The sequence below is a fragment of the Solihabitans fulvus genome, assembly GCF_008386585.1.
GTDB classification, from domain to species: domain Bacteria; phylum Actinomycetota; class Actinomycetes; order Mycobacteriales; family Pseudonocardiaceae; genus Solihabitans; species Solihabitans fulvus.
This window is the reverse complement of the sequence record NZ_VUOB01000014.1, coordinates 50,445-68,023: the sequence shown is the minus strand read 5'-3', so window position 1 is coordinate 68,023 and position 17,579 is coordinate 50,445. Positions and strand designations below refer to the sequence as shown.

The 17,579-nt window shown below is 72.2% G+C and carries 16 protein-coding genes and 1 other RNA gene; 4 read left to right on the top strand and 13 right to left on the bottom strand.

What is annotated here, in order from left to right:
• Window positions 1-13 precede the first annotated feature (13 nt).
• Genes F0L68_RS09235 through F0L68_RS09210 form a run of 6 tightly spaced genes read right to left on the bottom strand, consistent with a single transcriptional unit; the run spans window position 14 to window position 7,296 of the window.
• Complete coding sequence (locus F0L68_RS09235) at window positions 14-1,021, bottom strand: C40 family peptidase (RefSeq protein ID WP_438672260.1); 1,008 nt, start codon at window positions 1,019-1,021, stop codon at window positions 14-16.
• A 1-nt stretch (window position 1,022) separates the two neighbouring features.
• Entirely contained in the window at window positions 1,023-1,649 is a 627-nt protein-coding gene (locus tag F0L68_RS09230) for a hypothetical protein (RefSeq protein WP_149849070.1), read from the bottom strand.
• A 13-nt stretch (window positions 1,650-1,662) separates the two neighbouring features.
• Window positions 1,663-3,612 carry a hypothetical protein gene (locus tag F0L68_RS09225; RefSeq protein ID WP_149849069.1) on the bottom strand — a complete coding sequence of 650 codons (1,950 nt, stop codon included), beginning with the start codon at window positions 3,610-3,612 and terminating at the stop codon, window positions 1,663-1,665.
• Complete coding sequence (locus tag F0L68_RS09220; RefSeq protein ID WP_149849088.1) at window positions 3,609-6,470, bottom strand: ATP-binding protein; 2,862 nt, start codon at window positions 6,468-6,470, stop codon at window positions 3,609-3,611. The genes F0L68_RS09225 and F0L68_RS09220 overlap by 4 nt, the downstream gene beginning before the upstream one ends.
• A gap of 19 nt (window positions 6,471-6,489) precedes the next feature.
• The gene (locus tag F0L68_RS09215) at window positions 6,490-7,014 is read right to left on the bottom strand and encodes a hypothetical protein (protein WP_149849068.1); all 525 of its coding nucleotides are present in this window, start codon (window positions 7,012-7,014) and stop codon (window positions 6,490-6,492) included.
• Between the two features lie 6 nt (window positions 7,015-7,020).
• On the bottom strand, window positions 7,021-7,296 hold the full coding sequence (locus tag F0L68_RS09210) for a hypothetical protein (protein ID WP_149849067.1): 276 nt from the start codon (window positions 7,294-7,296) through the stop codon (window positions 7,021-7,023).
• Between the two features lie 451 nt (window positions 7,297-7,747).
• Between F0L68_RS09210 and F0L68_RS09205 the strand changes: the two genes are divergently transcribed.
• Window positions 7,748-8,089 carry a ParB family protein gene (locus F0L68_RS09205; RefSeq protein WP_149849066.1) on the top strand — a complete coding sequence of 114 codons (342 nt, stop codon included), beginning with the start codon at window positions 7,748-7,750 and terminating at the stop codon, window positions 8,087-8,089.
• Between the two features lie 233 nt (window positions 8,090-8,322).
• Here F0L68_RS09205 and F0L68_RS09200 read toward each other — a convergent pair whose 3' ends face one another.
• A complete protein-coding gene (locus tag F0L68_RS09200; protein ID WP_149849065.1) occupies window positions 8,323-9,186 on the bottom strand; it encodes a heme-binding protein in 864 nt (287 codons plus the stop codon).
• A 301-nt stretch (window positions 9,187-9,487) separates the two neighbouring features.
• Window positions 9,488-9,897, bottom strand: an RNA gene (gene rnpB, locus F0L68_RS09195) — RNase P RNA component class A.
• 150 nt (window positions 9,898-10,047) lie between these two features.
• Between rnpB and F0L68_RS09190 the strand changes: the two genes are divergently transcribed.
• A complete protein-coding gene (locus F0L68_RS09190) occupies window positions 10,048-11,265 on the top strand; it encodes a cytochrome P450 family protein (RefSeq protein WP_223198628.1) in 1,218 nt (405 codons plus the stop codon).
• A 73-nt stretch (window positions 11,266-11,338) separates the two neighbouring features.
• Here F0L68_RS09190 and F0L68_RS09185 read toward each other — a convergent pair whose 3' ends face one another.
• Genes F0L68_RS09185 through cobC form a run of 4 tightly spaced genes read right to left on the bottom strand, consistent with a single transcriptional unit; the run spans window position 11,339 to window position 15,082 of the window.
• Window positions 11,339-12,451 carry a bifunctional RNase H/acid phosphatase gene (locus F0L68_RS09185; protein ID WP_149849064.1) on the bottom strand — a complete coding sequence of 371 codons (1,113 nt, stop codon included), beginning with the start codon at window positions 12,449-12,451 and terminating at the stop codon, window positions 11,339-11,341.
• Window positions 12,448-13,185 carry a zinc ribbon domain-containing protein gene (locus F0L68_RS09180; protein WP_149849063.1) on the bottom strand — a complete coding sequence of 246 codons (738 nt, stop codon included), beginning with the start codon at window positions 13,183-13,185 and terminating at the stop codon, window positions 12,448-12,450. The genes F0L68_RS09185 and F0L68_RS09180 overlap by 4 nt, the downstream gene beginning before the upstream one ends.
• A complete protein-coding gene (locus tag F0L68_RS09175) occupies window positions 13,182-14,021 on the bottom strand; it encodes a Nif3-like dinuclear metal center hexameric protein (protein WP_149849062.1) in 840 nt (279 codons plus the stop codon). Before F0L68_RS09175 ends, F0L68_RS09180 begins: the two co-directional genes overlap by 4 nt.
• Window positions 14,018-15,082 carry an Rv2231c family histidinol phosphate aminotransferase CobC gene (gene cobC / locus F0L68_RS09170; RefSeq protein WP_149849061.1) on the bottom strand — a complete coding sequence of 355 codons (1,065 nt, stop codon included), beginning with the start codon at window positions 15,080-15,082 and terminating at the stop codon, window positions 14,018-14,020. Before cobC ends, F0L68_RS09175 begins: the two co-directional genes overlap by 4 nt.
• A gap of 53 nt (window positions 15,083-15,135) precedes the next feature.
• Here cobC and F0L68_RS09165 point away from each other — a divergent pair, with 53 nt between their 5' ends.
• Complete coding sequence (locus F0L68_RS09165; protein ID WP_149849060.1) at window positions 15,136-15,594, top strand: low molecular weight protein-tyrosine-phosphatase; 459 nt, start codon at window positions 15,136-15,138, stop codon at window positions 15,592-15,594.
• A gap of 96 nt (window positions 15,595-15,690) precedes the next feature.
• Window positions 15,691-16,491: an SURF1 family cytochrome oxidase biogenesis protein gene (locus F0L68_RS09160; RefSeq protein ID WP_149849059.1), complete on the top strand. Its 801-nt coding sequence runs from the start codon at window positions 15,691-15,693 to the stop codon at window positions 16,489-16,491.
• Window positions 16,492-16,548: 57 nt separating this feature from the next.
• On the opposite strand, the gene F0L68_RS09155 is transcribed toward F0L68_RS09160, so the two are convergent.
• The gene (locus F0L68_RS09155) at window positions 16,549-17,493 is read right to left on the bottom strand and encodes a cobalamin biosynthesis protein (RefSeq protein ID WP_149849058.1); all 945 of its coding nucleotides are present in this window, start codon (window positions 17,491-17,493) and stop codon (window positions 16,549-16,551) included.
• Window positions 17,494-17,579 lie beyond the last annotated feature (86 nt).

The following is a 17,579-nucleotide window of genomic DNA, read 5'->3' as shown; positions in this document are numbered from 1 at the left end:
TCCGCCTCCTGCGCTACACCCCAGGCCGAACGGCCTGGGCAACCAGCTCGTGGTTGGTCCAGTCGATCTTGCTGATCTTCACGACGTCGTTGTCCTGCGGGGCCTGTAGGTACTGATCGTTGCCCAGGTACATGGCCACGTGGTGGATCGTCACCGGATCGGTGGGATCCGTCGCCCAGAACAGCAGGTCGCCGGCCTGGGCCTGGCGCACCGGCAGGTAGGCGGTGCCGCGCATGTACTGGTCGTTGGCGACCCTGGGGATGATCACCCCGGCCGCCGCGTAAGCCTTCACCATCAGCCCGGAGCAGTCGTAGGCGTCCGGCCCGGTGCCGCCCCACAGGTACGGCTTGCCGAGCTGCCCCTGCGCGAACTTGATCGCCGTCGCCGCGGCGGCCGACGCCGGCAGCGCCGCCCCGGTGCCCTGGCCGCACCCGGTCGGGTCCGTCACCTTGCCGAGGTTGGCGATCAGGTACGCGCCCATCGACTCCCACTGGTGGTACCGGTCGGGAAAGGCGGAGCGCTCCACGGCCTGCGATGAATCGCCCGGCCGCTTGTGCTGCCAGTCCGGCACGTTCTGGAGGACGTCGAAGAACTTGTTGATGGCATAGGAGGGATCGAGGATCTGCGCGACCGTGCCCCAGTTCATCGACGGGCGCATCTGGAAGATGCCGACCGAGTCGAGGTCGCCGTAGTTGAGGCTGCGCAGGCCCGACTCGGTCATGCCGGCCTGGATCGCGACCTGCCACGCGAGCGGCGGCAGGTTGCGCTGCTTGCCGATGGAGATGATCAGCGCCGCCGTGCCGCGCTGCTCGTCGGTCAGCCGCGCCGCGTCGTCGCTGCCGCTGCGCTGGTCGCCGCCCTGCCACGGGCCGAGCGCCGCGTTGCAGCTCACGTTCGCGAACTGCGAGTTCTCCTGCTGCTGGGTGCCGCCGACGACGGTGTTCACCGCGGTGCCGCTGGTGATCACCACGGTCACCAGCGCGGTGACGATCACCCCGAGCAGAATCGCGCCGCGCAGCATCTCAGTTCGCCTTCGTGTAGTTGCCGACGCGCCAGCCCTGCGAACCCTTCACCAGCACCAGTTTCAGCGTGCCGTCGTTGGTCGGCACCGTCACCACCGCGGAGTCCTGGTGCGACTCGACCGTCGTCGCCGGCCCGGTGACCTGCGACGCCGGCACGTTCGACGGTTCGATGGTGTTCATCACCGGCAGGAACTCGTCGGTGGTGTAGGGCTTGAGCTGTTCGAGCCACTGCGCGTTGGTGATGCCGGCCGGGTGCTTCACGAACGCCCGCGCCCACGACGTCGCCGCGAACAGCATGTCCGGGGACGGCGCCGCGGAACTCGGCGAGGCGGCCTGGCTGCTCTGCCTGGTCGGCACGGTGCTCGCGGCGGCCGGATCGCTCGGCAGCACGCCGACCTGGTTGCCGCCGGAGTTGCCGGCAAGGCCGCCGGGCGGGCGGCTCGTGGTCTGGGTCGTGCTCGACGCGACGGCCCCGGTGCCGAGCACCTTGGGGACGACCACGCCGATCAGCATGGCCACCGCGGCGAAGCCGACGAGCGTGATCACCAGGTGCCTGGGCGAGCGCAGCGGCCAACCCCACAGGCGTCGGTACACCGCGACCCGCCCTCGATTGGTCCGGATCGGCATCTGCGTCCCCCTCTCAGTCGTAGCTCAGCGGTGAGCTGCCGTTGTCCCTGACCTCGAACCCGCGCGACGGTCGGTAGATCACGTGCACCTGGCGCCCGGCGACGACCTCCGTCTCCGCCCTGCGCGGTCCCGGCACCATCGGATTGTCGCCCGGCCGGGAGGTCCCGTCGACGACCTTGGACGGCACCAGCACGCCCTCGTCGGTGCGGTCCCAGCTGCGGTCGACCACGGGCGGCGTGTCCACCAGCCTGCTCGACCCCGCCGACGGCAACGCTGCCGAGTTCCCCTGGTAGCCGCCAGGGCTGCCGGCGGGCAGCGCCGCGTGGCCTGCGTTGTACCCGGCGACGGCCGCCAGCGAGCCGTCCGGCACGCCCCGGTCGAGGCGCTGCGCGGTGGCCGCGACCGGGTTGGCCGCCTCGGGCCGGGTGCGCCGGCGGGTGCCGCCGCGCCGCGGCGAGTCCGGCTCGTTGTCGACGTCGGTGTCCCGCAGGTGCTCCCAGAACTCGTCCTGCGGGGTGATCGCGGCCTGCGGCTTCTTGCCGCGCAGTCGGGAGAACATGCCCTGCCCGGACGGCAGCGCGGAACTCGCGCTGCCCACCGACATCTCCACCATCTGCCACATCCGCTTGCCCGGCCGGCCGATGATGAAGAAGACCAGGGTGAGCATCAGCCCGAGCAGCGTCCTGGTCAGCAGCGACAGCCCGCTCGCGCCGAAGATCGCCTGCAACAGCAGGGCGTGCGTGCCGGCCAGCACCGCGAGGATCAGCACGTTGAACACGGTGACCGCGGCGGCGCGGCCGACCTTGCGCAGCAGGTCCTGGTGCAGCAGCGCGACGAGGCCGATCAACGGACCGGCCAGCGTCAGGATGCGCAGCAGCAGCTGCGCGAGCAGCACGGCCGCCTTCGCGAACAGCTGGAACAACGAGAACGCCAGCGCCTGGAGCAGGGCGAGGAAACCGGCGCCGGTGCGGCTGCCGTCGGTGCCCTTGAAGTAGCCGCTGGTCGGCCCGAGTTTCGTCGAGATGTCCTTGTACTGCGCCTTTTTCGCGTCAAGCGCCGCCTGGTCGCCGTCCTTGTGCTGGGCCAGTTCGGCTGTGGTCCACGCCTGCGCGTTCAGCAGTGGCTTGCCGAAGTCCTTGGCCTGCTGGGCATCCGGCGTGCCAAACTCACCGCGCAGCCAGCTCTGGTAGACCACATTGTCGTGCAACATGGTCGGCAGCACCTGGGTCTTGTCCTGGTCGGCCGACGAGTCGAGGAACCCGGCCTGGATGTCCGAGGTCTTGTTGACCAGCGTGCTGTCCAGCAGGCTGTAGAACTGGGGTAGCGCGAGAGTCGCGCTGGCCAGCCACATGGCGGCCAGCACCCACATGCCGCGCCGGCTGATCGACGCGAGGTCGCCGGTCCAGATATGTCGGAAGATCAGCACCGCGAGGACCAGCGCCACCAGGCCGAACCAGCGCAGGTAGACGTTGTCGTACACCTTCTGCACGCCGGACTTGACCGCGTCGTCCAGCGGGACGAGCAGGCCGCGGCCCATCACGGTGTAGTGCAGCGCGTTGGTCGCGCCGACGATGTTCTTGCCAAGGTTGAACAGCTCGTTGCCGGCCCAGCTGTCGATCACCGCGTTGGGGTCGGTGACGCTCTTGGACAGCACGCAGTTGTCGTCGTAGACGTGCCACACCATGCCGGCGTACCCGTAGTCCAGGTACGGGCTGCCCGGCAGGCCGTTGCCGATGGGCGGGTCGAGGGCGCCGACCATGCCGGAGCCCGGCCGCTCGGGGTTCGGCGCCTCGCCGCAGGCCGCGGCCTGCGCCGGCACGCCCATGAACGCCTGGAGGCCGAGCAGGAAGGCGACGGCGAACACGGTGCGCAGCTTGCGGTTCGCCGGGCGGCCTAGGCGCTTGCGCCGCCGCCGCGCTGCGAGCAGCACGGCGGCGATCACCACCAGGACGGTGAGGTTCATGCCGGGCCTTCCCGACCGGGCTGGCGGTTCCCTCCTTCGCGCGCCGCCTGCCCCGTGCCGGGATCCGTGCCGTTGTTCACGCCCCTGGCGCCGACCAGTTCCTCGGCGAGGCCGACCTCGAGGTCGGCGGCCAGCTCGTCGTCGAACTCCTCGTGGTCGTAGTCCTCCGGGTAGCCGCCCTCCGGCTCCTGCGGCGCCGGCAGCGCGGCGATGGGCTGGCTGGCGCTCTCGCGCATGGCGTCCGGCGTGGTGTCCATGGCCGACCGCAGGTGTTCCAGGTGCGGCCCGCTGAAGTCGATCCTGATCCGCTCGACGCCGCCAGCGCCGTCGCCGAAGATGAACTGCCTCGGCGCGCGGTCGCGTTCCACCGCGGTGCGCACGCCGCCCGGCCGCCTGCCGAGGCTCGCGATCACCTGCTCGTAGCCCGCGCCGACCGGAACCTTCAGCAGCCGCAACGCGTCCGACTGCGCCTGGTCGTCGTCGAGCCTGCCGACGAACACCGAGTCGAGCAGGGTGACGAAGCCCTGGATCTTGAGGAAGTCGGCCGGGATCTGGCTGGACAGCAGCACCCGGACGTTCCACTTCCTGGAGTCTCGGGCGAACCGGTTCATCAGGACGCGGCCGGTCGGCACCTCGGACAGGAAGAACGCCTCGTCGATCCAGACGCCCTTGCGGAGGTCCTTCGGCCGCTCGTAGATCGACCGCTGGGTGAGCCAGGCCGCGAGGTTGAGCATCTCGACGCCGAGCGCCTCGGCGTCGGTCCAGTGCTCGCGGCCGGTGCCGTCCTTCGGCAGCGTCAGGCCGGCCATGGTGAGCACGGTGAGCCGGTCGTCGCGCTGTTCGGAGTACGGGTCGGCGTCGCGTTCCGGGATCAGCAGCGACATGCGTTCCCGCATCTCGTCGAGGAAGTCGGCGACGACGACGGCGTGCTCGTGGTGCTCGCTTGCGTCCCTGCGCAGGGCGTCGAAGACCTGGCCGGGGTGGGCGTCCGGCCGGCCGCCGACGGTGCGGACGGCGCGCAGCAGCACGATCCTGGTCTGCGGCAGCCTGGCCACCTCGTAGGGCAGCAGGCCGCTGAGCGCGTCGAGGACCAGCCGCCGCCGGGTGGCCGCGGTGAGCGCCTTCTCCCGCCGCCAGGCCCGCTCGGGGTCCTCCTCGTCCATGAAGTGTTCGAGGCTCGGCTCGGCGACCACCCGGTACGGGTTGAGGATGCCGGGCTGCGCGTTGAGCAGGTTGATCGGCCGCGCGTAAGGCCGCAGCTCGGGCAGGTCGCACAGGGCGGCCAGCGGCCCGGACGGGTCGAGCAGGGTCCAGTGCGCGCCGGCCCGCAGCGTCTTGTAGACGATGCCGCCGCCGAGGAAGGACTTGCCGGCGCCGAGTCCGGCGACCATGGCGGTCAGGCCGGAGCCGTCGCGCAGCTCCTGCGCCATCCACGGATCCCAGGCCACCGGGCGACGGGTCGCGGTGCACGTCTCGCCGAGCAGGATGCCGCGCCGGTCGCCGACCTCGGCGGTGGCGGTCGGCACGGCGGAGGCGGCCCACAGCACCGAGCCGCGCCGCAGGTAGGCGGCCGAGGCCAGCGGCTCGCCAGGGATGAACTCCCTGGCCATCGAGTACTGCGCCTCGGGGTGCTCGATGGCGACCTTCGGCTTGTACAGGTCGAGCAGCTGCTGGGCCAGCCGCAGCGTCTCCCGCTCGGACGGGCCGGACACCGCCAGCCGCCACCAGGACCGCACGCGGGTGCCGAGGGCGGTGAAGCCGGAGGTCATCTCGTCGTCGATCTCCAGCACCCGCCCCGCCTGCCTGGCCAGCGACTGCGGCGGTTCCAGCTCGTGTTCGTCGGTGTAGTGCCTGACCTGCGAGCGGACCTTGTTCATCTGGCGTTGCAGCTCGCCGGAGACCTCCTCGGGGCGGCGCACGTAGATCCGCGCGGACCACTCGACGGCGGCCGGCAGCCGGTCGGCGCGCTGCACCCAGGGGTCGTCGACCTCGGGGATCTGGAGGCCGTGCATCAGGCCGACGGTGAGGACGGCGACGTGCCGCTTGATGCCGGCGTTGGAGCCGGTGCGGCCGCGCACGGTGACGGTCGGCGCGTACGGCTCCTGGTGGAAGTCGGCGGCGTCGGTGAAGCTGGCCAGGTCCTCGGGTTCCCAGGCGGCGCCGGGCACGGCGGGCAGGTTGCGCGGCGCGGGCAGTCCGAGCGAGCACGACCGGTGCATCAGCCAGGACATCTCCTCGGCCGTGGCCGGGCGGCCCTCCAAGCCCGCGGAGCCGATCACCTGGTCAAGGTGCTCGACCTCGCTGTCCAGCGCGACCAGCTCGGCGTCGACGGCGTCGGGGAACACCCTGCGCAGCAGCGGCGCGACCCGTTCGACGGCGCGGTCCATCACGTTGCGGGTCTGCACCTGGACGCCGAGGTAGACCTCCTTCTCGGCCATCGAGCGGCCCATCAGCTGCTGCTGCTCGCCGACCATGTAGTCGTCGAAGGACAGCGTGCCCGGGGTGTCCGGCAGCCGGCCGGGCGCGTTGTGCACGTGCGCCTCGGCCCACATCCGGATCGGGTAGGGGCGGGCGGTGACCCGCAGGTGCATCCAGCGGCCCTGGAGTTCGGCGTACTGGCCGGCGATGGCGGCGATGAGGTCCTGCCGCTGCGAGTCCGACCGGAACGACCAGCGCTGCGGCGCGAGCCGGTACCAGGCGTAGACGTCCTGGCCGGTGCGCAGCAGGTGGCCGTCGATGCTGCGGGCGGAGATCAGCGGGGTGTAGCTGGGGACGGCCTGCTCTCCCGGCAGGCGGCGGCCGCGACGGCTGTACACCTTCTTGTCCGCGGGTTCGGCCGCCGCGGCGTGCTGCGCCACGTGCTGGGCCGAGCGTCGGTCACCGTCTCGCCTGCGTCCGAACACCGCGAACTCCCTTCGTGCGCGCGCTACTGACTGTCCGCCGGTGCTGGTGCTGGGTCCGGGTGCCGTGGACGCGAGCCTCGGCCGGGGCCGTCGCCCGCGCCGTCGCCGTGCTCCGCCGGCCGCGCCGCGCTGGCCGCCGGGGCCGTTCCTGGTTGACCCGGATCCGAGCCGCGCTGGCCGCCCCGCCTGCGCCAGCGTTGCGCTCCCGGGGGGCGTTGAGTTCGCGCACCCACATGGCCACGACGGCGCCGAGGGGCCGCTCGTGGCTGATCCGCGTGCAGATGAACCTGGTGAGCAGGATCGTGATGATGAAGGCCCAGGCCGTGGTGAAGAAGCTGAAGCCGAAGCCCATCTGCCGTTCCACGGTCAGCACCAACAGGAACACGGCGATGCCGACGCCCCACGCCACATAGCGGGCGCGCCAGGGGAAGGTCGCCTTCGGCGGGCCGAGCCAGACGGCGTCGACCCGGTAGACCTCGTCGTCAGTGCGTACCCGCACGCGCGATCACCCGCTGAACAGGCTGGTGAGCCACCGGCCGATGTTCGATCCGGCGTTGGTGGTCACGGCCAACCCGATGATCGCGAGCGCGATGACGATGCCGCCGAGGCGGCGCATGACGCCGGCGTTGTCGCCCTTGCCGCCGCCGAGCCACAGCAGCAGGAGGGCGACGGTCAGCAACAGCAGCGGAACCAGGTTGTCCAGGATCCACTGCCGAACTCCCCCTGTACCGAGGGCAGGCTGTTGCTGCTGCGCGACTGTTACAAGGGACGTGGCGATCATCTCGTACTCCCGAGGGCGAGGAGCGTTTCGGGCCGGGAGGCTGGGGGGTCGACCCGGTTCGGCGCTATCGAGTAGAACATGCCGCTGTCACGACGTGTAGTAGTCAATGCTCGGTGCGTTGATCCATCGACGTTCCCCTCGACCGTGATTACGTCTAATCTGACCCACACATCATCGTTGGGAGGGTGCCGGTGGTGAACAGGCGACACAGCTTTCTCCCGGTTGCTGAGATAGTTCACCCGGCTGCGAACCCCCTGGTCACCGTCAGTGCGCAGGGATGTCACACCCCTGAACGATGACCCCCTGCTGTGACCTGTTCGGCCGGATCGGAGGATCCGACAGGACTGCGGCCCGGAGTCAACGATCGGGCCAACTACCCCAGTCTGGTTAGTTACGACTACGCCAACCGGGCCGACCGAGCGGACCGGCACCAGCGCGAGGAGGTTCGCAGATGGCCCAGCCGCCCGGATTCGCACCCGAACCCGCACCCGGCGCCGACGTCAACGATGTCGCCGAGCCGGGTCGCGAGGAGGCTACCGGGCCGACGCCGCTGGCCGGGCGGAGGGTCCAGCGCACGGTGAACTTCAGCCAGGACATCCTGGAGCGGGCGCGCGCCGCGGCGACCTATCTGGCCGCGTACGAGCCGTCCGCCGGGGTCCGCAGCCTCGCCGACATCGTGAATCCCGCGGTCGCGGACCGGGTGACCGAGCTGGAGCGGGAGTTCAACGGGGGCAAGCCGTTCCGGCCGGTCTACCGGATGCCGCCGGGGCGGCCGTCGCAGGCGGCCCGCTAAGAGCTCCTAACACAATGACTGTTCGGCTCGCGACGCCCAGGCAGACGATCTGCGGCGTTGTCGTCAGTCACCATGACTCCGTCATGCCTCCCTCCTCCGGTCACGACCCCTGCGAGACATCTCGCCCACCTGGCCGCCGCTCCCTGATCGAACGCCATTGTGTTAGGAGCTCTAAAGCGGCGTGCCCCGCCGCGCGTGGCGCGCGACGGGGCACCGGTCTCACCGCCGGACCCTCACTGTTTGACCAGCGTGCCAACCGCGATGTGCGGCCAGGCGATGCCGAGGAAGTCCAGGATCACCGTCTGGGTGTACTGCAACTGGAGGAAGACCCCGTCGCCGTCCTCCCGCTGGACCTGCTCGATCCAGAAGATCGCCTTCATGCTCGTCGCGTTGGCGTTCTGCACGACGAACGGGATGTTCTGGATGCCGCCGGCGGTGCCGCCGATCGCCGTGGCGGTGTCGATCGCCAGCACCGTGGTCTCCACGATCTTCTGGTCCGCGATCGCCTCGGTCAGCACCAGGTTGGGGTTGGCGATCGAGCCGTCCGGGATGTCGGGCGGCAGCTCCGTCGTGGTGAACGGCGCGAGGTACTGCTCGTTGGTGACGGGTTTGCCGGCGTCGGGCCCGGTCGAGTTGATCGGCGTCGAGCTGACCGCGTCGATCTGCGGCCCGCCCGGCACGGTGAACGAGGTTCCCTGGGCGAGCAGCGCGTCGCCGTGCGGAATCGTCGCGAGTCGGGCGACGCTCGCGTCGGCGACCGGGTCGGTCGTCGCCGGCAGATTCAGCCACATTCCCGGTTCGAGGTGCAGCGCGCCTTTCGTGACCACGTCGCTGATCTGCTGGACGTAGTGAACCCCGGAGAAGAAGATGTCGTCCTGCCCGGAGCCCCGATTGGGTATCGGCGCGCCGATCTCGGTGAACGTCAGCGTCTCCTGCGTCTTGCTGAGCTGGAGAAAGAACGGGTTGTTGTTGTGCGCGTCCGGCCTCGAGATGAGATTGAAGCCGGTGCCGACCCAGGTGCCGGGCAGGTCAGCCAGCGGGCCGAGACCCAGCAGGCTGTCCGCCGCCGACGCGCTTGCGCGGAAAACAGTAGTCATGAGATTCCCCCTCATTCAATTCCCCCATGAACGCGCGGCATATCGCGCCATATCGCGACGCAGCGCGACATTGGCGACGGCCGTGCCGTTCCGCCATGACCCCCATGGCGTTCGCCGAAAGACGTGATCTTGCTCTTTGCGCTCCCCCTCCCACAACTATAGACGTGCGGGACTTGACGGGGGTTGCCTCGAACTCGGGAAACGCGTGTCGGCAATCACCGTCGACTAGACGCGGAATTTAGCGCGACACAAAACCTGCAATAATGCAGAGCCATTCCCTGGATCGGGAACGGCGTTGGGGCGGATGAGCCGGCATGTAAGCCGGATCCTGTCTCCGCGGCGCGCTGCGCCGCGGTGGGCGACCATCCATCTAGGCCTGCCGTCGCCGGCAGGCTCAAGCAGCCTACCCGCAGGCATCGGGCGGGCAGCCCTCGAACGCCTGCGCAGGCGGCGCGACCAGGTCTCGCCGCCCTCTTGGCCTTGCTCCGGGTGGGGTTTACCTAGCCACCCCGGTCACCCGGGGTGCTGGTGGTCTCTTACACCACCGTTTCACCCTTACCCGGCGCGCTCGCGCGCCCCGGGCGGTCTGTTTTCTGTGGCACTGTCCCGCGGGTCGCCCCGGGTTGCCGTTAACAACCACCCTGCCCTGTGGAGTCCGGACTTTCCTCGGCGGCGGGTAGCACCCGCCGACGCGGTCGCCCTGCCGACTCATCCGCCCGATCAGCCTAACCGGCGCGGTCCCGGACCTGCGCACCCGGCCGCCGCACCGCCGCCGCGCGGTCCCAGACCCGGCCGTCCGGGCAGCCAGAACCGCCCGAAAGCGACGTTGGCAGCCGGTCGGACGCCGGGAACACTGGGGCCGTGCCGTCAGCCGAGGGTGAGTCCGAGATCGAGTTGTTCAGCGACGACTACTGGGACCGGGCGGCGACCGTCGACGCGCGGCTGCGCGAGCGGGGCCCGGTGCACCGCGCGGTGGAACCCAACGGCATGCCGGTGTGGGTGGTCTCCCGGTACGCCGACGCCCGCGCCGCGCTGGCGGACCCCAGGCTCCGCAAGGACGCCGTCGGGCTGCGCGCGGCGCTGACCGCAAAGCTGGCCGAGGCTGGCCGACCGACCGAGCTGTCCGGGTTGTTCAACCCGCACATGCTCAACAGCGACCCGCCCGACCACAGCAGGCTGCGGCGGCTGCTGGCCAGGGACTTCACCGCCCGCAGGGTCGCCGAGCTCCGGCCGAGGGTCGCGGCGATCACCACCGAACTGGTCGACGCGCTGCCGACCGGCGAGCCGGTCGACCTGATCGACGGGCTGGCGTTCCCGCTGCCGATCACGGTGATCTGCGAGCTGCTCGGCGTCCCGGTGGCGAACCGCGAGCAGTTCCGCGCCTGGTCGACCGATCTGGTCGCCGGCTCCCCTGAGCGCACGATGGCCTCGTCCGGCGCGATGGCCGGGTACTTCGTCGACCTCATCGGCCGCAAGCGGGCCGATCCCGGCGACGACCTGCTCTCGGCGCTGACGCTGGCCAACTCCGACGGCGACCGGCTGTCCGGCGAGGAACTGCTCGGCACGGCGTTCCTGCTGCTGGTCGCCGGCCATGAGACGACGGTGAACCTGATCGGCAACGGCGCGCACGCGCTGCTGCGCGACCCGCACCGATGGCGGCGGCTGCACGACGACCCTGCCCTGCTGCCGGGGGCGATCGAGGAGCTGCTGCGCTTCGACAGCCCGGTGCGCACCAGCACGCCGAGGTTCACCAGCGAACCGGTCGACATCGGCAGCACCGTGATCCCCGCGAACGACCTCGTGCTGGTGGCGCTCGGCTCGGCGAACCGGGACGCGGACCGGTTCGAGCGCCCCGACGAGGTCGACCTGCACCGGCCGCAGGGCGGGCACCTCGCCTTCGGCCACGGCATCCACTACTGCCTCGGCGCGCCGCTGGCCCGGCTCGAGGCCGAGGTGGCACTCGGCCTGCTGACCGAGCGGTTCCCGCTGACCAGCCTCGCGGTGGCCGAGGGGGAGCTGCGCAGGCAGCCAAGCGCCATCATGAACGGCTTCCGCGCCCTGCCCGTCGTGCTCGCCTGACTTGCCTTTCCGTCGTTCTCGCCCGACGCGCCTTTCCCTTTGCGCTCGCGGCGCGGGCCGGGGAGGACGCGGGTCAGGCCAGGTACGAGGTGTCGTTGACCAGCCGCACCGAGGCGTGGCCGTCGGGGTAGAACTCCGCGATCGACAGCGACGCGAGGTCGAGGTGCAGCCGGAACAGCAGCGAGGGACCGACGTCCAGCGCCATCCGCAGCAGCGACTTGATCGGCGTGACGTGGCTGACCACGACCAGGGTCGCGCCGCCGTGCTTGGCGATCAGCTCGTCGCGGGTGCGCCGCACCCTGCGGTGCACCGCGTCGAAGCTCTCGCCGCCGGGCGGCGGCACCGATGTGTCCGACAGCCACCTGCGGTGCGTCTCGGGGTCGCGCTCGACAGCCTCGGCGAAGGTGAGCCCCTCCCACTCGCCGAAGTCGGTCTCGATGAGCCCGTCGTGCACGGACAGCTCGGCGCCGGTGGCCCGCGCGACGGCCTCGGCGGTCTGTCGCGCCCTGGCCAGCGGCGAGCACACCACGGCGATCGGCTTGTCCATTGTGGACAGTCGAAGCGCGGCGGCCTCGGCCTGTGCCGCGCCGATCTCGGTCAGCGGCAGGTCGCCGCGCCCGGAGTAGCGGCGCTGCACGGAGAACTCGGTCTGCCCGTGGCGGAGCAGCAGCAGGCGGGTCGGCGTGCCGCCCGCGCCGGACCAGACGGCGGGCGGGGCGGTCTGGTAGCTCGGCGACGGCTCCTCGCGCGCGGGGGCCGCGTCGGCGGGACGGATGCCGGCCTGCTCGTCCATCGCCTGGTTGGCCAGCCGGTCGGCGCGCTTGTTGCGCTCCCGGGGAATCCACTCGTAGGTGACGCGGTCGAAGTCCTCGGCGACCTCCCGCGCCTCGGCGGCCAGCGGTCGCATCGCGGGATGCTTGACCTGCCAGCGCCCGGACATCTGCTCGACCACGAGCTTGGAGTCCATCCGCACGTCGACCTCGTCCGCGCCGAGCTCGCGCGCCGCGCGCAGGCCGGCGATGAGGCCCTGGTACTCCGCCACGTTGTTGGTGGCGATGCCGATCCCGCCGAAGCGCTCCGCGAGCACGTCGCCGGACACCGGGTCGAGCACAACCGCGCCGTAGCCGGCGGGCCCCGGGTTGCCCCGCGAGCCGCCGTCGGCCTCGATCGCGACCCGTCGGGTCACAGGCCGGACTCCGGGGTGCGCACCATGATCGCGCCGCACTCGTCGCACTGGACGACCTCGTCGGCGGCGGCCTCGCGCAGCCGGCTGAGCACGCTGCGGTCCTGCTCGATCCGGCACGCGCCGCAGCGGCGAGACCGCAGCAGGGCCGCGCCGATGCCCTTGTGCGCGCGGACCCGCTCGTAGAGGGCCAACAGGTTCTCGGGGAACTGCTTCTGCATCAGCGCGCGGTCGGCGGAGCGCCTGGTGTCCACGGACTCCAAGTCGGCGAGCGCCTCGTCGCGGCGGTGCTGCGCGTCGCCCATGGCCTGCTGGGCCTTGTCCAGCCCGGCGCGCGCGTGCTGCACGTCGGCCTCGATGGCCTCGCGGCGCTCCATCAGCTCCAGCAGGTCGTCCTCGAGCGCGCCCTGCCGGCGTTGCAGGGTGCCAAGCTCGTGCTCCAGCTCGGTGAGCTGCTTGGCGCCGACCGAGCCGGACGCCAGCAGCGCGCGGTCGCGGTCCTCGCGCGCCCGCACCTGGTCGATCTCGGTCTCCTGGCGCTTGACGTCCCTGCTGAGGTCGCCGAGCGTCGTCTCGACCCGAACCAGGGCGTCCTGCCTGGCCCGCAGGTCCTTCTCCGCCTCGGCGATCTCGGCGATCTCGGGCAGCGTGCGGCGGCGATGGGCGACACGCGACAGCTCGGCGTCGACCTCGGCAAGGTCGAGCAGCCTGCGCTGCACGGCGGGATCGGCTTTCACGCTGTGGTCCTCCTCTTTCCGCTCGTCTCCCCGAGCGTCCACGGATCGGTGCGTCGGGTGGAGACGAGAATGTCGACCGTACCGTTGAATGCGGCCCGCAGAATCCCCGCTGCCTGGGCGCACCACGGCCACTCGCTCGCCCAGTGCGCGACGTCGACCAGGGCAGGCGCGTCCCGGCCCGTGGCGAGATGCTCGCCGGCCGGGTGGTGCCGGAGGTCCGCCGTCACGTAGGCGTCGACCCCGGCGGCCCGCGCCGCGGCCAGGTAGCTGTCGCCGGCGCCGCCGCAGACCGCGACGGTCCGGACCGGGCGGTCGGGGTCGCCGGCGCCGCGGACGCCCCACGCGGTCTCGGGCAGCGCGTCGGCGACCCGCCGCACGAACGCGGACAGCGGCTCGGCCGCCGGCAGCGTGCCGATCCGGCCAGCGCCGATCGTCGCGTCGGTGACGTTGGGCACCAGCGGCCCGGTCACGGCGAGGCCGAGCGCGGCGGCCAGCGCGTCGGAGACCCCGGGACTGGCCGAGTCCGCGTTGGTGTGCGCGCAGACCAACGCGGCGCCCGCCCGCACCAGCCGGTGCACCAGGCCGCCCTTGGGGTCGTCGGCCGGCACGCCGTGCACGCCGCGCAGCAGCAGCGGATGGTGCGCGAGCAGCAGCTGCGCGCCGACCTCGAGCGCTTCGTCCACAGTGGACTCGACGGGGTCGACGCAGACGAGCACGCGGCTGACCGGCTCGGTCGGATCGCCGCAGACCAGGCCGACCGCGTCCCAGGACTCGGCCAGCGGCGGCGGATACGCCTGCGCGAGCACCGCGAGCACATCGCCGAGCGTCGGGGTCATACGCCAACCTCCAGTGCGAGTTCCTGCCGAAGGGCGTCGACGAGCAGCCCGAACTGTCCCGGCGCGCGCGCGGCGACCCTGAGGTGGTCGGGGCCGAGCCCGGGGAACGTGTCGGCCCTGCGGACCGCGATGCCCCTGCCGCGCAGCGCGGCGCGCAGGCGCTCGCCGTCGGGGACGCGCAGCAGCAGGAAGGGCGCGCGCGGCTCGGCCAGCACCAGCAGGCCGGGCACGCCGGCGAGCGCCAGCAGCGCGTCGGCGCGCTCGGCGTCGGCGCGCTCGGCCAGCCGCGCCGACTCGGCCACGGCGGCCGGCTCGGAACAGGCCGTCACGGCTTCCAGCACGAGGCTGCCGACCGGCCACTGTGGACGGTGCCGGCCGAGCCCGGCGAGCAGCGCGGGATCGCCGAGCGCGTAGCCGGCGCGCAACCCGGGCAGCGCCCAGGTCTTGGTGAGGCTGCGCAGCACCAGCAGGCCAGGCACGTCCGCCGCGCCGGCCAGCGACTCGCACTCGCCGGGCACCGCGTCGATGAACGCCTCGTCGACCACCAGCACCCGGCCCGGCCTGGCCAGCCGCCGCAGCGCGCCGGCCGGGTGCAGCACGGACGTCGGGTTGGTCGGGTTGCCGACCACCACCAGATCGGCCTCGTCGGGCACCAGCTCGGGGTGCAGCAGGTAACCGTCGTCCTCGGCGAGCGGCACGCGGCAGACCGGCACCCCGGCGTCGGCCAGCGCGACCTCGGGCTCGGTGAAGGAGGGATGCACGACGGCGGCCAGCGTGGGCCGCAGCGCGGGCAACAGCGCGAAGCCCTCGGCCGCGCCGTTGAGCACGAGCACCTCGTCGGGCCCCCGGCCGTGCCGGGCGGCGACGGCGGCGCGCGCGGCGGCGTCCTCGGCGGAGGACGGGTAGCGGCCGAGCCGGTCGAGCGCGGCGGCCAGCCGGTCGCGCAGCCAACGCGGCGGTCGGTCCATGCGGACGTTCACCGCGAAGTCCACGAGACCCGGCGCTGCGTCGACGTCCCCGTGGTGGCGCAGCAGCGCGCGCTCGGTGTCCTGGCTGGTCATCGGGCAGAAGTTTAGAGCTCCTGGCGAGGTGGATCCGACCGTAGGGTGGCCCGGTGCACGTGACCTTCGTCTGTACCGGCAACATCTGTCGCTCGCCGATGGCCGCCCTGGTGTTCGGCGAGCACCTGCGCCGGGCCGGGCTGGCCGACCTGGTGACCGTGACCAGCGCCGGCACGGGCGGCTGGCACGTCGGCGAGCCCGCCGACGAGCGGGCGGCAAAGGTGCTCGCGGACCACGGCTACCCGACCGGGCACGCGGCGGCCAAGGTCGGCCAGCGGCACCTGGCCGCCGACCTGCTGGTGGCCATGGACCGGGGGCACGAGCGGGCGCTGCTGCGCATGGTGAACGACCCGGCGCGGGTGCGGCTGCTCCGGTCGTTCGACCCGGCGGCCGGCGACGACCTGGACGTGCCGGACCCCTACTACGACGGCATCGAGGACTTCCGCGAGGTGCTGGCGATGGTCGAGGCGGCCACGCCGGGAATGCTGGACTGGGTGCGGGAGCACCTGTAACGAGGGTCTCGCCGCACCGAACCGGGAACTGTGACCCAGCCCTCGCGGCCGTGGCCCGTTGTCGGCGGCCCCGCGACGAGCGCCTACCGTGGACCGGTGCGGTTTCGGTTCCTGGTTCGGCCCGGCTGGCTGGCGTTGACGCTGGCGGTGTTCGTGTTCGCGGGCGCCTGCTTCACGCTGCTCGCGCCGTGGCAGTTCAGCCGCAACGACGAACGCAAGGCGCAGAACAGCGCCGTGCTGAACTCCCGGACCACCGCGCCGGTGCCGATCGAGCAGCTGCTGCCCAGCCGCGACGAGCCGAACAGCGGCGCCGAGTGGCGGCAGGTCTCGCTCACCGGCAGCTACCGGCAGGACGCCGAGGCGCTGGCGCGGCTGCGGACGGTGCAGGGCGAGGCGGCCTACGAGGTGCTCACGCCGTTCACGCTGACCAGCGGCGACACCGTGCTGGTCGACCGGGGTTACGTGCGGCTCAAGGACAACAAGGTCGAGCCGTACGGCGCGGCCCCGGCCGGCGAGGTCACCGTGACGGCCAGGGTGCGGCGGGACGAGCAGGAGACCCGGCCCGCGTTCACCGAGGCCGGGCACCGACAGGTCTACGGGATCAACGCGGACATCGTGGGCAAGGCCGCGAGCCTGGACATCCGGCCGGGGTACTTCCAGCTCAACGCCAGCCAGCCCGGCGTCACCAACGAGCTGCCCGAGCCGCAGCTGGACTCGGGGCCGTTCTTCTCCTACGCGTTGCAGTGGATCGCCTTCGGGGCGATGGCGCTGCTCGGCTGGCTGTATTTCACGGTCCGGGAGGCTCGTCCAGGGGGCGCGCTCACCGAGGAGCGGCCGAAGCGCAAGTCGGTGGCCGAGATGCTCGCCGAGGACGAAGAAGAGTCGCACCGGGTCTGACCCCGCCGGACCACGGTTCCGGGTGCACAAGCCCGGTTCTCGGTGCGGCGGCCCGCGTTACTTGCCGCGGCGCCCAAGGAAGAGCGCGATCACCGCGGCCAACACCCCGGCCCCGGCACCAACCACCCGCGACAGCTCGACGGCCCTGGTCACGTGCCCCGCGTCCGGGCTGCGGCCGTCGCCGAGCACCGGCCGCTCCTCGGCCCCGTGCGGATACACGGTCCGCCCGCCGAGGCGGATCTCGAGCGCTCCCGCGAACGCCGCCTCCACCTGTCCCGCGTTGGGGCTCGGGTGCGCCGAGGCGTCCCGACGCCAGGTCTGCCACGCCTCCGACGCCGAGCCGCCGACCACGGGCGCGCCGAGGGTCGTGAGCAGGGCCGCGACCCGCGCCGGCACGAGGTTGGCGAGGTCGTCGAGCCGGGCGGACGCCCAGCCGAACCTGCGGTAGCGGGCGTTGCGGTGGCCGACCATCGCGTCCAGGGTGTTGACGGCCCGATAGGCCAGCAGCCCCGGCACGCCGGCGACCGCGCCCCACAACAGCGGCGCGACCACGGCGTCCGAGGTGTTCTCCGCGACGGACTCCACGGTCGCCCTGGCCAGCCCGGTGGTGTCGAGTCTGCTCGGCTCGCGCCCGCACAGGTGCGACAGCCTGGCCCGCGCCGCGATCAGGTCGCCCTCGTCGAGCGCCCGGCCCATGGCGGTACCCTCCTTGGCCAGCGACGCGCCGCCGAGCACCGCCCAGGTGGCCACGGCAGTGGTGGCGGCCTGCACGACCTGGCTGTTCCGGCCGAGCCGCTCGACGCCGACGCCGGCCAGCACCGTGCCGCCGACCAGCAGCGCCGTGTAGGCGACGCCGGGCGCCTTGTGGTCGCGATGCAGCACGCGTTCGGCCACCCCGGCCACCCGGCCGAAGGCCGCGACGGGATGACGCCGCCTCGGATCCCCGTACACCGCGTCGGCCGCCATACCGAGCAACAGACCGACCGCGCGTCCCGCGCCCACCAGGGCCTCCCCCACACAGTCCTCGCCGGCCCATGATCCGGGCGGCTCGTCGGCCACACCGACGGCGGGCACCAAGGCCCGCAGGT

Coding starts and splice junctions, on each gene's coding strand:
- F0L68_RS09230 (WP_149849070.1), bottom strand. CDS start 1,649: ATGCCGATCCGGACCAATCGAGGGCGGGTCGCGGTGTACCGACGCCTG.
- F0L68_RS09200 (WP_149849065.1), bottom strand. CDS start 9,186: ATGACTACTGTTTTCCGCGCAAGCGCGTCGGCGGCGGACAGCCTGCTG.
- F0L68_RS09175 (WP_149849062.1), bottom strand. CDS start 14,021: ATGACCCCGACGCTCGGCGATGTGCTCGCGGTGCTCGCGCAGGCGTAT.
- F0L68_RS09205 (WP_149849066.1), top strand. CDS start 7,748: ATGGCCCAGCCGCCCGGATTCGCACCCGAACCCGCACCCGGCGCCGAC.
- F0L68_RS09225 (WP_149849069.1), bottom strand. CDS start 3,612: ATGAACCTCACCGTCCTGGTGGTGATCGCCGCCGTGCTGCTCGCAGCG.
- cobC (WP_149849061.1), bottom strand. CDS start 15,082: ATGACCAGCCAGGACACCGAGCGCGCGCTGCTGCGCCACCACGGGGAC.
- F0L68_RS09235 (WP_438672260.1), bottom strand. CDS start 1,021: ATGCTGCGCGGCGCGATTCTGCTCGGGGTGATCGTCACCGCGCTGGTG.
- F0L68_RS09210 (WP_149849067.1), bottom strand. CDS start 7,296: ATGATCGCCACGTCCCTTGTAACAGTCGCGCAGCAGCAACAGCCTGCC.